The following is a 13,846-nucleotide window of genomic DNA, read 5'->3' on the forward strand; positions in this document are numbered from 1 at the left end:
TTCGTGTTGTGTTCTGTATCTTTCAGATCGCAATCCTCTTGAACCGACCAACAACCACAACCGCCAGCACCAACAAGGGCAATGCAAACGACCGCCCTGTGATCTGCAAGTTGAACCCAAGGTAAGACACCACGCTGCCCTCAAACAGGATCAGGGACTCTTCCCATGAAGTGCCCTCGAACCCGCTGCCCGCGTTGACACCGAACTGGGTCAGGAACAGCACCGCCACAGCGCCCAGAAATCCGATCACGCCCCAGCGCAGAGGTAGGATCAGACCCAATACAAGCGCAAAGCCAGAAATCGCGTAGACGAGCATTATCCCTTCCCCTCAAGGTACCGCCGCTTGGCCTCTTCCATTCGGCCCATCTCGCGCACCGTGTTTTCAATGGCGACCTCGTCGCTCTTGTCGGCATATCGGAACTCACTGTCGGCGTAGCGGTTGATCTCCTGTATCACCATGTCCACCGTGATCGGCTGACGCAGGTCTTCGATCATGGCCTTCTTAGTGTCGTAGTCTCGGAACAGGAACAACTCGGGGGTTTCCATCCACTCGTCGGGCAGTTCGAAATCCATCGCGCGGACCTTGACCGCGTCGGTGATGTTCTTGATCGCGCGGCCGGTAAAGCGCTCATCGGCCTGTTGGATCGCCTTGAGGTAGGTGCCCAGTTTGGCAATCGTGTCCATTTGCCCGATATCGTCGGACACCCGATCATAAACCTGCAGCAGCGCGTCCTCATGTGGGCGGGAATGACTTTCGAAACTGGCGGCGACGGCCTTTTTGATCTCTTGCGCAGCATAGGCTTCGTGCTCACCCAGCGGGATATCGTGGTTGCGGCCCATCAGCAGGTGCAGGATATCAATGTAATCCTCACGCGTCTGCGGTCCGTCCACCAGAAACCGCGCGCCCGCCCGCTGGCGCAGGGCGTCGTCCACGTTTTCGGGGTAGTTCGAGAACATGCCAAAGGTGCAGTTGCCGCGCACGACGGTATTAGCGCCTGCAAAGCTCTCCATCAGCACGGCGGTGATTTCCAGCTGCCCCGCCGAGGACTGCCGGTCGCCGCGTTTGCCTGCCAGCTGGTCGATATCGTCGATGGTGCCAAAGCCGATGACCGAAGGGTCGATGATCGTGTTGATGAACGCCTTGGCGTTCTGGCCGGATTTGCCTTGATAGCTGTCGATATTGTCGGTGCTCAGGTTCTGATAGCGGAACGGATAGCCCGCGTTCTGGCAATAGTCGTTGATCAGCCCGGCCATCATCTGGATCAAAGTGGTCTTGCCGGTGCCCGGTTTGCCATCGCCCATGAAGGTAAAGATGAAACCGCCAAGCTCGGCAAACGGGTTCAGGCGGCGATCGAAGTCATAGGCCATCACCATCTTGGCGAGCTTCATCGCCTGATATTTGGCGATATGGTTGCCGACCACCTCGTTCGGTTTCTTGAACGTCATGGTCAGGGTGGTTGATTTGGCCTTGGATGCCGGCTCAAACCCCCGGATGGTCAGGTCATCGGCTTCGATATGCCAGGCGGCGTTCTGGAACGGGGCGAGATGGCCGACGGATTGCGCGCGCAGGGCAATCTTGTCCATCAGCTGCTCGGCATAGGCGCTGATGGCGGCGATCAGATGCGCGTCGTCAGGGGCGTGCTTGGCCAACACCTGATCCAACTCCCACAAGGCACCGTGCAGCGCAAGCTGACCATTGTCGGTCAGAACCTCTTCGATTTCACCGAGGTCAATGGTGGTCTCGTGCATATGCGACGACATCAGATAGGCCAGTGCATTGCCGAAGGTGTGAGATGTGATCAAAGCCTCAGCAGTCAGCAATTCCGAGAATTCGGTCTTGCGCGCAACAGGCAAATCCCCGGCAAGGTTTGCGCGTTTCAGATCGGCCAGCGGGGTCTGCTCCGCATAAGCCTCGGCCACGGCCAGAGCAATGGCAATGGCCCGACGAATGGCCTGTTGCGTGGTGGCCTGCGGCGGCGAAACCAGCGTATCGCCATCGTCCGAGGCCTCAATCCGTTCAACCAGATGCACCCCATTGGCGCGCACGGTGCGGCGAGTGACAAGACCCGGCGTGGTGGACCTAAATCGCCGACCTGTAGAGACGCCCGGAGACCGTTCAACAGTAGCTTCAACAGGTTTGGCAAATCGCGGTGCGTGTTCGAACGCGTTCAGCAAAGCGGTCGCCGCCGGATAATGCTTGCGAATGTCGTCTTCACGCAATTCCATCTGATCTGACGTCAAACTCATCTCAAAAACCGCCCTTGCTTCATCTTTTCAAAAATACTCCCGCCGAAGGCGAAATCAGTACCTCAACACCTGCCCGGACTTGCTGACCACAAATTTGCGCACGTCCCTAAACCCCGGTGGGTTGCGTTCGGCTAACACCTGAAACGGGCGTTGGGGTAGGATAATCGAGCGTTCCGTCTGCGTCGCTCCGGTCTCGGCCCCTTGCCCGCCAAACGGATCCAGCGCAAACACCTCGCGCTCGACGGTCGAGAACCACCCAGCGCGTTCCTCGATCACCTCTTCGCTTTCCAGCTCCTCAGTGGTCCAGGCCAGCGCCCAATCCTGCCCCTTTGGCGCCTGCGCGTCCTCCAGCACCTGCCGCAGGGGGCCGGATTGCTCGGTAAAGGCAGAGGAATACATCGGCCCTACATGGATGCGCCGCATGTGCTTAGGGTGCAGGTCGTCGAAATCCTGATCAAAGCCCTTGGCGATTGTCACCAGTTTCAACCCGCCTAAGGATTGAGCCATCAGATGCACCTGCACCTCGGGCCAGCGGCGCTGATCCTTTGGCAGAGCCGTCTTGCCGCTATCCTCCAACTGCATCAGGTAGATGACCGGCAGATTGATCTGGCTGTCATAGACCGCCCAGTGGATCATGAATTTTCGCCGCTCGCCCTCATTCCCGATCCAATGGCATTCGGGATCGTTGCGGGCCCAGAACAGCTCTCCCTTCAGCAATTCCTCGTAATAGAGCCTTTGGGACAGTGCGAATTGCAGCTTGGTGGGGATTTCCTGATCGCCAATGATCGTGCGGACCATGTCGGTTTTCAGATCGTCTTCCGTGGGCATATTCGCCAGATGCACCTGCGCCTGCTGCGCGTCATTGGCCATGGTCAGCAACTCGGCCGCCACGGGAAACCCGCTGTCGCGCTTATCCATGGCGAGGCTGCCAAAGAACCGCCCGGTATCGCGCCCAACCAGCAGATACTTCATGGATAGCGCGCGGAACGTGTAGAGCAACCCCGAGAGGTAGCGCGACACAATCCGCACCTCTTGTTTGCTGATCGCGCCCTCGGCCTCCATCGTCGCGGCCACGCGTAGGAGGTGGACTGTGATCACCTCGAATTTGCGGAAATAGCGGCGCGAGGCGAAAGTGTCGGTCAAGCCGACATGGTCTTGGGTGGGATTAATTTCGACCACGAATGAACTTTCTATATCTGGTCCAATCTTTCGCAAAACATCCCAAACGATCTCTAACTGCACGTATCGCTTGGATCACGGACATACCGTTGTTCCGAAAGATCGCTTCGTTAAAGTTGACCAATCCCATCCAAATTGCTGGAAGCCAGATACGGATTACAAAATAAAAATAGGCCGGTAACAGCAGGACACTGAACAATATGGCCAAACCTTCAACGATTCCGTCACCAGTTAAACCCAAGAAGCCAAGGGCCCATAAAGTCAGCGTAAAGATCACCAGCACTACTCCCAACGCTCCAACGAATATGAGCATTGGGCCAAACATTAGAATGAAAGAGGCCATTTAACCCCCATACAAATTCTTATCATGCTTCTCGACAATCGAAGCGAACCGGCGGGCAAAGCGTTCATCCGCCTTGGCCTTTTTCTCTAGCACGTCTCGGGCGAAGACCATGTGGTCCTCGTGTGCCTCCAGCATGTCGGCCATCTTCTGGTTGGTCGCGGTGCCGATGGCGGCCATGGCCGTCTGCGCCTCTTGGTCGGTCTGCACGCCGATCTCGTTTATGCGGTGGGCCACGTCCTGCTGCTGCGCTGTTTTCAGCGATTTGGTCAGGGCGTCATACAGCACGACGCGCTGTTGCGTGTCTGTCTGCAGCTTGTTGATCAGCACCATCTGTGTCGCCGCCTGGTTCTGGAGTGAATCGACCCAGGTCTTGCCCTTTTCGATATACCGCTCCAGCGTTTGGCTTTTGGCCAGCTTGACCTGCTCTTCCTGAACCTTGGCGTTGTATTGCTTGTTCAGCTCGGCCAGTTCGGTTTCCAGCTGGGTCCGCGCGGCGGCGTCCTGTTCAACGCTGATCTTGTTTTCCAAGGTGATGATCGTCGGGTCCATGCCCTGAATCTCAGCCCGCAGCGCCTCAAGTTCCGCAACAGTCGCCTCGCGGTCGTCCAGCGTGACGGTCAGGTTGTCCTCGACCTTCACGCGCTGTTCTTCCAGCACAGCCAACTGCCCTTCCAGCAGCTTCACGATCACATCCGACTTAGCAATCAAATCCTGCAGCTTGTCGTCGATATTGGCGGTGCGCATCCGCTCCTGCCGCATCGACTCGGATTTGGCCTTGGCGAAGATACCGACAAAGGACTCCCACCCGGTTTTTGACCGCATCTCGTCAAAATCCTTGGAAAAGGCGCTGGTGACGTCGTCCAGACCCATGATCAGCTCGGCGATATTGGCGTTCATCACCTCGGTATGGGCGTGTACGTCCTCAAGCGTGGCGTTTTCGATGTCGATATCCGCCTCGGCGGTGCCAATCTTGGCGCGGGCCGCTTCGATCCGCGATGTCAGTCCTTCGATCTGCGACTGCGACTCACGCACTTTGGTTTGCGTCTCTTCAATCAACGCCTCAAACTGCTGGTTCGACATCTGTGCTATCCCTTTTTCTTTATATACCCAAATATATAGGCGATGTTACGATCATTTACATCCCCCTGGGCCTCCAAATCACTGGGACTTTGGCAAAAACACAAAGAAAAAGATAGGCGCGACTCTGCAGCCAAAACGGGAGCCAGAGACTGCGACCCGTGCGCAACGTCGCGCCTGGAATTTTTGATCAAATCTGGATTGATCCGGCGGTGTGTGTGGCCATAGACATTCCCTGCCCCACCTGATTGTGTGCACGCAAATCATTCCCTGCCGGAGGCTTACCTATGCTGGACGCGACCACCGATCTGAAATCCATCCTGAAAGACCCTGAATTGCTGGCCACCCAGGCCTATATCGGCGGGCAATGGGTCGACGGAGACAATGGCAACTTCGCGGTCACCAATCCAGCCCGTGGAGATGTGCTGTGCGACGTCGCGGATCTGAGCCGCGCCCAGGTCGTCGGCGCAATTGCACAGGCTGAAGCGGCGCAGAAAGACTGGGCCAAGCTGACCGGGAAAGAACGTGCGGTGATCCTGCGGCGCTGGTTCGATCTGATGACGGAAAACGCCGAGGACCTGGGAAAGATTCTCACGGCCGAGCAGGGTAAGCCGCTGGTCGAGGCGATCGGCGAGGTCAGCTATGGTGCGTCTTTTATCGAGTTTTTCGGCGAAGAGGCCAAACGGGTCTACGGTGAGACCATCCCCGGCCACCAGCGCGACAAACGGATCATGGTATTGAAGCAACCCATCGGCGTTGCCGCATCGATCACCCCGTGGAACTTCCCCAATGCCATGATCACCCGCAAGGCCGGACCTGCGCTGGCCGCCGGCTGTGCCTTTGTCGCACGTCCCTCGGAAGAAACACCCCTGTCTGCCCTGGCGCTGGCCGTGCTGGCGGAGCGCGCGGGCATTCCGGCCGGCGTGTTCAACGTCGTTCCTTCGGTCAATGCTAGCGAAATCGGCAAGGAGTTCTGCGAAAACCCCGGCGTGCGCAAACTGACCTTTACGGGATCGACTCAAGTTGGGCGCATTCTGCTGCGGCAGGCCGCCGACCAGGTCATGAAATGCTCGATGGAATTGGGCGGCAACGCGCCCTTTATTGTCTTTGACGACGCCGATCTGGATGCCGCCGTCGAAGGCGCGATGATGTGCAAATTTCGCAACAACGGCCAGACCTGCGTCTGCGCCAACCGCATCTATGTTCAAGCCGGGGTGTATGACGCCTTTGCCGCCAAGCTGAAGGTTGCAACCGAAGCGTTGTCGGTTGGTGACGGACTGGTCGAAGGCACAACCACCGGTCCGCTGATCAATGACAAGGCGGTTGCCAAGGTTCAGGATCACATCTCAGATGCCACTTCGAAAGGCGGGCAGTTACTGACCGGCGGCCTGCCGCATGATCTGGGCGGCACCTTTTTCCAGCCTACGATCGTTACAGGTGTTACGCAGAAGATGAAGGTCGCGCAGGAAGAAACCTTTGGCCCGCTGGCGCCTCTCTTCAAATTCGAAGATGAGGATGATGTCATCACTATGGCCAATGATACAATCTTTGGTCTTGCCGCATACTTCTACGCCAAGGATCTCAGCCGCGTCTACAAAGTCGTCGAAGCACTGGAATACGGTATTGTTGGCGTCAACACGGGTATTATTTCGACCGAGTTGGGGCCGTTTGGCGGCGTCAAACAGTCCGGCCTTGGCCGCGAAGGCAGCCATCATGGGATGGAGGACTACCTTGAGATGAAATACGTCTGCCTCTCTGTTTGACCATAGGCGGCCTCTGATCTGGACACTCCTTCAGGGGCCGCATCATCCATCCCCAGTTTTAATCGGCTTGTTACAAAAGCGCATTTAAAACGTCACAAAACTGCAACCATCGGCGGCCATCCCACTTACGTCCAAGTGAGAGAGGATACCCACCGATGTCATTGCGTTTTGTTTGCCTGACATCTGCACTTGCCCTGACCGCCGGTCAGGCCTGGGCAGAGATGAATTTCAACAGAATTGCGTCTTTCCCCGTCGTCAAGAATATGGCCGAGGGGGCCGATACCAACCGCGAAACCTCGCCGGAAATCATCGCCGCCACCGCGGATGGCATGACGCTCATCTACACCGACAGCCCGCTGGGCGTGATCGGCATGATCGACATTGCCGATCCTGCGAACCCTGCCCCGCTGGGCGCGATGGATGTGGGTGGTGAGCCCACGTCGGTCGGCATCATCGGTTCCACCGCATTTGTTGGCGTCAACACATCGGAAAGCTACACCGCTCCGTCCGGTAAGTTGATTTCGGTTGATATCGCTGGCAAGTCCGAAACCGGCGCGTGCGATCTGGGCGGTCAACCCGACAGCATTGCAGTTGCCCCTGATGGCAGCTTTGTTGCCGTTGCGATTGAAAACGAGCGTGACGAAGACCTCAATGACGGCGTTATTCCGCAGCTCCCGGCCGGGAACCTCGTGATGGTTCCTGTGGCAGGCGGTGCGCTGGACTGCGCAGGCATGAAAATGGCCGATCTGACCGGCCTAGCCGAGGTTGCCCCCACCGATCCCGAGCCGGAGTTTGTTGACATCAACGCTCTGGGTGAAACAGTCATCACTTTGCAGGAAAACAACCACATCACGGTTGTCGACAAGGACGGCAACGTGGTCAGCCATTTCTCGGCAGGCAGCGTGGATCTGGAAGGCATCGACGCCACGGATGAGCGTGGGGCACTAATCTTCACCGAAAGCCAGCCGGGCCGCCTGCGCGAGCCGGACGCGGTGAAATGGATCGATGACAATCACTTCGCCACTGCGAATGAAGGCGACTACGAAGGCGGGTCGCGCGGTTGGACCATCTTCCACAAGGACGGCACCGTTGTTTACGAAAACGGTACCGATTTCGAGAAGGCGATCATTCAGATTGGCCACTACCCCGACAAACGCTCCGACAGCAAAGGCGTGGAGCCGGAAAGCGTGACTGCGGCCACCTTTGGCGGCACGCCGATGATTTTTGTTGGGGCCGAGCGTGCATCGGTCGTGGGTGTTTATGATGCGACCGATCCGGCCAATCCGGTGCTGAAACAGCTGCTGCCTTCAGGTGTTGGCCCAGAAGGGTATGTGGCGATCCCGGAACGCAACCTGCTGGTCTCCGCCAACGAAAAAGACCTGATCGAAGATGGCGGCCCGCGCGCGCATGTGTCGATCTTTGAATATCAGGACGCCCCTGCCAACTATCCGCATCTGACCTCGGAAGGCGCGGACGAGCTGATTGGATGGGGTGCTCTGTCGGGTCTGGTCGCAGATGAGGATGGCATGATCTATGCGGTCAATGACAGCTTCTATGGCTTCCAGCCGTCGATCTTCAAGATCGACCCCGGCCAGACTCCAGCGCGCATCGTGGACGTGATCCGCGTGCATCGTCAGGATGGCAACCCGGCGCAGAAGATCGACATGGAAGGCATCACGCTGGACGGCAAAGGTGGCTTCTACGTCGCCTCCGAAGGCCGCACCGACCGCGTCATCCCACACGCGATCTACCATGTCGGCCCGGACGGCCTGATCAAAGACCGCAAGGGCGAGATCGGCCTGCCAGCGGAGTTGATGGCAGTCGAAAAGCGCTTTGGCTTTGAGGGCATCACCAAGGTCGGCGACACACTGTGGATGGCCGTTCAGCGCGAATGGAAAGACGATCCGGAAAACCACGTAAAACTGGTCGCCTATAATCTGGACACCAAGGAGTGGGGCGCCGTGCACTATCCCAAAGCGGATCCTGAGAAGGGCTGGGTTGGCCTGTCGGAAATCGTGGCCTTCGGTGACCATGTCTATGTCATCGAACGCGACAACCAGCACGACCACCGCGCCGTGACCAAGAAGATCTATCGCATCCCGCTGTCGGAAATGACCCCGGCTCCGCTGGACGGTGACCTGCCCGTTGTCAGCAAGGAAGAGGTGCGTGACCTGCTGTCCGACCTGACCTCGACCGGAGGCTATGTTTTGGACAAGATCGAAGGTCTGGCCATCCTGCCCTCGGGCGAGGCGTTTGTGATGACCGACAACGACGGTGTTGATGACGCCTCGGGCGAGACGATGTTCTGGTCGATCGGGTCGGTAACTGCCGGGAATTGACCCCTGAAATTGACAAATAAAGGCCCCGCAGAACGCATCTGCGGGGCTTTTTGCATCTACTGCACTGGGCCTCGCTAAAGCTCAGCGCCAGTAATTGTTTGCCTGAGCGATTGTGTGAAAGTTTGCGGCAACCACATGGGATGCCATCGTCAAACTGTCGGCATTGTTTGCATAGTCTGGACGCATCCTGTTCCGGGCCTCGTCATCGGGCTGCGTCTTCTTGACCGCCATGCGGGACAGCAAGATCGCCAGGTCAAACCCGGCCTCGGGAGTTTTCGTTTCTAAGCTTGGCAACCAGGACATGGAATCCTCTTTTATGTCGTACACGATATATTTAACAGCTTGATGCGTCACACGAGCTATGTCAACATTTATATCGTGCACGATATTAAAATGGGTGAAGACGTGGATATCGATCAGCTACCGACCCGGGCCGAAGACATGTTTTGTTACGGCATCTATACGGCGTCTCACATTGTCAACCGGGCATACACACCACACCTGACACGCCTGGGGCTGACATATCCGCAGTACATCACCCTCACTCTGCTTTGGGAGACGGACAGTCAGAAAGTGACCGAACTTGCCGGGCGGCTGCGCATGGCCACCAGCACGCTGACGCCCTTGCTCAAACGGCTGGAAACGCAAGGCCACGTCAAACGAACCCGAGGCAAAAAAGACAGCCGCGAGATGTATGTCAATCTGACCGCCAAGGGCAAAGCGCTGCAACGAGAAACACCGGACATCACGGCATGCATGGTTCAGGGAACGACTTTGAAACGCGACGAGTTGGAAACGTTGCAGCGTCTCCTTGGGAAAATCTGCGATGGGTTGTCGGATCAATAACCTGATGACTGTCAGATTTGTGATGGCGGCATAGAAAAAGATATCGCCACGGCGGTGTCACAGAGACGCGCTACCTATCGCCCCCATGCAATATTCAACATACATAATCTGCACTTCTCCGCGTAGCGGAAGCACACTTCTTTGCAGCATGTTGGCGCAGACCGGTGTGGCTGGCCAACCGGCCTCCTATTTTTATCGACCCTCACTGCAAGACTGGATGAACAGGCTGGAAATCCAGAAAAGTGATGGGGCAGAGCGCGATTTAATCGGGGCGATCCTTCAGGCAGCTATTGTGAAAGGGCGCGGCGCAACTCCGATATTCGGATTGCGTCAGCAGTGGCCTAGCTTTGGTTTTCTTTGCGATAAGCTTGCAGTCATGTCTCCGGAGGCCACAACTGACCGTGATCGCATAGCGGCCGCTTTTGGCGAAACTTTCTTTATTCACTTGACGCGAGAGGACAAGCTGGAACAGGCCGTGTCGCTGATCAAGGCGCGCCAATCTGGTTTGTGGCATGTCGCGAAAGATGGATCAGAACTGGAACGTACGGCCCCAGATCAACGACCTCAATACGACGCCGATGAAATCAGTAAGTGCATTGAGACATTGCAAGAGTACAAAAGTGGTTGGTTGTCCTGGTTCAAACAGGAGCGGATCACTCCGCTGCGCATCACGTATGACGAACTGGCTCAGGCTCCGACAAAAACCCTGCGCAAAGTTTTGGTCGGATTGGGCTTGGATGAAAACGGCGCTGACGGGATTCAGCCGCCGACAAAAAAGATGTCCGATCGCGTCAGCCGTGACTGGGTCGCGCGCTACACTGCTCACAGTGCCCAAACCTGAATGTGCCCTCATTGGATTTTGGGACCGGCCTTCCGGTTCAGCCAAGCAAACAACGCCCCGCGTCTGGAGGAACGCGGGGCGTATGATGCGATAATCCAGAGAGGATAAGATTACCGCTCGGTCCTGTGCCGCCTTAGTTCACGGCTTTGGCGTCGACCACGTCCTTCTCGATGGCCTTGGACGACGCGATCTCGATCCGGCGTGGTTTCAGGGCTTCGGGTACTTCACGCTTTAGGTCGATGTTCAGCATGCCGTTTTCATGGCTGGCGCCGGTGACGCGCACATGATCGGCCAGAGCAAAGCGGCGCTCGAACGCGCGGGTGGCAATGCCACGGTGCAGATAGCTGCGATCCTTGTCGTCAGAGGCCTTCTTGCCGGCCACAACCAGTGAATTTTCTTTCACTTCGACCGACAGGTCCTCTTCGGAAAAACCGGCGACAGCCACGGAAATCCGGTAGGTGTCGGCATCGGTTTTTTCGATGTTGTATGGGGGGTAGCTGGGCTGAGCCACATCACTGGTCAGAACCCGGTCCATCATGTCCGCGATCTGGTCAAAGCCGATGGTGGCGCGATGCAGCGGTGCAAAATCAAAACTACGCATGTGTTGTATCCTCATGTTGAGCGATTCACGATTTTTGCCCTCCGTTCGGACGGGCGATGATTGTCACCGGACCCCGATTATGGCGATCCGGTACACTTCAGATGGGTAGGATTTTGGTCGAGTTCAAGACCCGCCGGAGCTGATGAATTTTGCGCCCGAATTGGACTTGCCGGCCCCGACCTTCAACCTGCGGATCGACGCCTTGGGCTGCGGCGCATCCCGTCGCATGATCGACTTGAGTTCCGACACGACGCCAGCCAGTTCCATGCCGTAACCGATCTTCCTGCCGTTATGCACGCCCACTGCGGACACAACCGACAGAATCTGCCAGCGCGATCCGTTCCTGGCGAGAATCGCAGACCCTGACGACCCGAATGTGATGTCACAGTTAAACGCAATCAAACCCTGGCGCCGTTCAAGGATGTTGCACGACCGTTCGCGCGTGATGGCTTCAGACCGCCCGCGGCCATACGAGGCGATGCTGATTTCGTTTCCAGCTACGCGCCCGCCATGGAGCGCAAAAGGATCCGCGATTTCGTAGGGGATTGGTTCCTCTAGCCGCATCAGGGCAACGTCTGCCCGAATGCTCTGGGGGGATAACAGGTCGTTTGCGCCGTAATCCGGGTGTGCCGCGATTTGCACAACCTTGCGATCAGCCAGCGCCGTACCATTACTCAGTCCCGCCCGGAACGTGACTTCGCCCGGCAAATAGGGTTTGCCTGTTTTCTTGTCCAAGGCGCAATGGGCCGCAGTCAGAACAATGTCCTGCGCGATCAGCGTCCCGGTGCAGAAAGAAACGGTCCCGATATCCAGCCGTCCGATTGCCTCCCAACCATACAGATCATCGCGATCTGTCAGTTTGCGCTTGTCACTTTGCGCGTAGGCGCCGGTCGCCAAGACGGACACGAACAGGAATACGCTCAACAGAACTCTGGTCATGGCTTGATGAATCTCGCACCCACATTTTTGCCTGCAGTGGAGCCGGACGTGGACAAGCCAAACCCGCGTCCCGAGGACAGTTCGGCCTGCAACAGTTGAAGCGATTCATCCAGCGCAGTGCCCAGCGCGACACTCTGCCCGCCAAGCTCGGCCTTGCCCGACACAACCGAAACAATACGCGGTCGCTCGTTGGCAAAAGAAAAGATCGGGGCGCCGGAGGCACCGAAGTCGACGTCGCAGGACATCACCAGAACACCGGATTGGCGCGCCATGACTGAACAGACTTCCTGCAGTGACGGGGCCTCGGCCCGATCATGCGCATAAGAGACGACGCCAACCTCTTCGCCGCGCGCCGGACGGTCACCGGTGTCAAACGGGATCACGGTCGTATTCCGCACCGGCTGCCACAACTCGATCAAAGCGATATCGTTGCGCACCCGGGCTGTCGTTGCTTTCCCATCATAATGATAATCCGGATGAACAACCGCCTGCCGCGCCGCCCGGTAGGCCGAGGCGCGGCCTCTGCGCCAGCCGGCCAGAAATTCGATCCGTGCCGGGTCGATCCGCGCCTTAGTCGCTTTGTCAAACAGGCAATGCGCGGCCGTCAGAACCAGCGTCGGTGAAATAAGCGCACCGGTGCAAAACCCTGTACCATCGATGTCCAGCCGCCCGACCGCCATCCATGCCCGGCCCGAATCCGAGGTTTCCAGGCTTTTCAGCCCGGAATCCTGCGCCAAGACTGCAAAAGGCAGCATATTCAGCGCGATAGCCATGATCCAGTTGCGCACGCGGTTCTCCGGCGTTTACTCCGAGACACCAGAAATACGTGAAACGTGGGGCGAAAATAGGGCGAGGCAGTTATCAGGAGATTTCAATCGAAGGTGATGCCAGGTTGCATCAGACCATCTGGCAAGTCCTGCCAGCTGGCCCTATCGTCGCGATCATGACCTGGATTGACCGCGCTCTTTTGTTTTCGCCGCTGGACTACGCCGCTGTTTTATTGCTCGTCGGTGCCTGGCAATGGATCGGGTGGAGGATCGAACACCCGTCGCCCAACAGGAAATCGGTATCAATGATGATGGACGATTTCCGGCGCGGCTGGATGAAAGAAATGGTCACGCGACAGCCTCGTATGTTCGACGCGCAGGTAGTGGCGGCGATGCGGCAGGGCAGCACGTTCTTTGCCTCGACCACCATGATTGCAATCGGCGGCGGGCTTGCTTTGCTAGGGAATACCGAACGTCTGGCCGGGGTCGCCAGTGATCTGGCCGTCGGCAGCGCCCCTGCGCTGGTCTGGGAGATCAAGATATTGGTCGTCATTTTGTTTCTCGCCAACGCCTTCCTGAAATACGTTTGGGCGCATCGCTTGTTTGGCTACTGCGCCGTGCTGATGGCTGCCGTTCCGAATGACCCCGAAGATCCACAGGCATACCCGCGCGCAGCCCAAGCGGCCGAGATTTGCGTCACCGCTGCGCGCAGCTTCAACCGCGCCTTGCGTGCGACCTATTTCGCGTTGGCTTCTCTGGCCTGGATATTGGGGCCGGTGGCGCTGATGTTGGGTCTAGTGATCACAGTGGGGGTGCTCTATCGGCGCGAGTTCGCGTCCCATTCCAGAACGATCCTTCTGACGCAGCCGCCCAACACAGAGTCGTGATTCCAAAGTACCGCAGC

General features: G+C 57.6%; 14 protein-coding genes. 5 read left to right on the forward strand and 9 right to left on the reverse strand.

Translation table 11 applies throughout. The annotated features are described in order from the left end of the window. Positions 1–22 precede the first annotated feature (22 nt). Genes ACR3ES_RS01700 through ACR3ES_RS01720 form a run of 5 tightly spaced genes read right to left on the reverse strand, consistent with a single transcriptional unit; the run spans position 23 to position 4,849 of the window. The gene (locus ACR3ES_RS01700; RefSeq protein ID WP_170434026.1) at positions 23–316 is read right to left on the reverse strand and encodes a hypothetical protein; all 294 of its coding nucleotides are present in this window, start codon (positions 314–316) and stop codon (positions 23–25) included. Continuing rightward, positions 316–2,247, reverse strand: a complete 1,932-nt coding sequence (locus ACR3ES_RS01705; protein ID WP_170434028.1) for an ATP-binding protein — start codon at positions 2,245–2,247, stop codon at positions 316–318. The genes ACR3ES_RS01700 and ACR3ES_RS01705 overlap by 1 nt, the downstream gene beginning before the upstream one ends. 54 nt (positions 2,248–2,301) lie before the next feature. Then, on the reverse strand, positions 2,302–3,426 hold the full coding sequence (locus tag ACR3ES_RS01710) for a hypothetical protein (protein ID WP_170434030.1): 1,125 nt from the start codon (positions 3,424–3,426) through the stop codon (positions 2,302–2,304). Beyond that, positions 3,413–3,769 (reverse strand): hypothetical protein, encoded by a 357-nt coding sequence (locus ACR3ES_RS01715; protein ID WP_170434032.1) that lies wholly within the window; start codon positions 3,767–3,769, stop codon positions 3,413–3,415. The genes ACR3ES_RS01710 and ACR3ES_RS01715 overlap by 14 nt, the downstream gene beginning before the upstream one ends. Next, entirely contained in the window at positions 3,770–4,849 is a 1,080-nt protein-coding gene (locus tag ACR3ES_RS01720) for a coiled-coil domain-containing protein (RefSeq protein ID WP_170434033.1), read from the reverse strand. 284 nt (positions 4,850–5,133) lie between these two features. Here ACR3ES_RS01720 and ACR3ES_RS01725 point away from each other — a divergent pair, with 284 nt between their 5' ends. Then, positions 5,134–6,609: an NAD-dependent succinate-semialdehyde dehydrogenase gene (locus ACR3ES_RS01725; RefSeq protein WP_170434035.1), complete on the forward strand. Its 1,476-nt coding sequence runs from the start codon at positions 5,134–5,136 to the stop codon at positions 6,607–6,609. A 155-nt stretch (positions 6,610–6,764) separates the two neighbouring features. Continuing rightward, the gene (locus ACR3ES_RS01730) at positions 6,765–8,948 is read left to right on the forward strand and encodes an esterase-like activity of phytase family protein (RefSeq protein ID WP_170434037.1); all 2,184 of its coding nucleotides are present in this window, start codon (positions 6,765–6,767) and stop codon (positions 8,946–8,948) included. Positions 8,949–9,029: 81 nt separating this feature from the next. Here the strand turns inward: ACR3ES_RS01730 and ACR3ES_RS01735 are convergent, their stop codons facing one another. Next, positions 9,030–9,251, reverse strand: coding sequence for a hexameric tyrosine-coordinated heme protein (locus ACR3ES_RS01735; RefSeq protein ID WP_170434039.1), 222 nt, complete (start codon positions 9,249–9,251; stop codon positions 9,030–9,032). 42 nt (positions 9,252–9,293) lie between these two features. Between ACR3ES_RS01735 and ACR3ES_RS01740 the strand changes: the two genes are divergently transcribed. Both ACR3ES_RS01740 and ACR3ES_RS01745 read left to right on the forward strand, forming a co-directional pair. After that, entirely contained in the window at positions 9,294–9,794 is a 501-nt protein-coding gene (locus ACR3ES_RS01740) for a MarR family winged helix-turn-helix transcriptional regulator (protein ID WP_480493495.1), read from the forward strand. A gap of 85 nt (positions 9,795–9,879) precedes the next feature. Then, positions 9,880–10,635: a Stf0 family sulfotransferase gene (locus ACR3ES_RS01745; protein ID WP_480424696.1), complete on the forward strand. Its 756-nt coding sequence runs from the start codon at positions 9,880–9,882 to the stop codon at positions 10,633–10,635. Positions 10,636–10,768: 133 nt separating this feature from the next. On the opposite strand, the gene ACR3ES_RS01750 is transcribed toward ACR3ES_RS01745, so the two are convergent. The 3 genes from ACR3ES_RS01750 to ACR3ES_RS01760 all read right to left on the reverse strand — a co-directional run bounded on the left by ACR3ES_RS01750 (position 10,769) and on the right by ACR3ES_RS01760 (position 12,963). Then, the gene (locus tag ACR3ES_RS01750; RefSeq protein WP_170434045.1) at positions 10,769–11,236 is read right to left on the reverse strand and encodes an Hsp20 family protein; all 468 of its coding nucleotides are present in this window, start codon (positions 11,234–11,236) and stop codon (positions 10,769–10,771) included. Positions 11,237–11,359: 123 nt separating this feature from the next. Continuing rightward, positions 11,360–12,175 carry a trypsin-like serine protease gene (locus tag ACR3ES_RS01755; RefSeq protein WP_170434047.1) on the reverse strand — a complete coding sequence of 272 codons (816 nt, stop codon included), beginning with the start codon at positions 12,173–12,175 and terminating at the stop codon, positions 11,360–11,362. Next, positions 12,172–12,963 carry a trypsin-like serine peptidase gene (locus ACR3ES_RS01760; RefSeq protein ID WP_480424699.1) on the reverse strand — a complete coding sequence of 264 codons (792 nt, stop codon included), beginning with the start codon at positions 12,961–12,963 and terminating at the stop codon, positions 12,172–12,174. The genes ACR3ES_RS01755 and ACR3ES_RS01760 overlap by 4 nt, the downstream gene beginning before the upstream one ends. 155 nt (positions 12,964–13,118) lie before the next feature. On the opposite strand from ACR3ES_RS01760, the gene ACR3ES_RS01765 reads away from it, so the two are divergent. Then, complete coding sequence (locus ACR3ES_RS01765) at positions 13,119–13,829, forward strand: DUF599 domain-containing protein (protein ID WP_170434249.1); 711 nt, start codon at positions 13,119–13,121, stop codon at positions 13,827–13,829. The last annotated feature ends 17 nt before the right edge of the window (positions 13,830–13,846 follow it).

This window comes from Ruegeria sp. B1 (assembly GCF_056535885.1).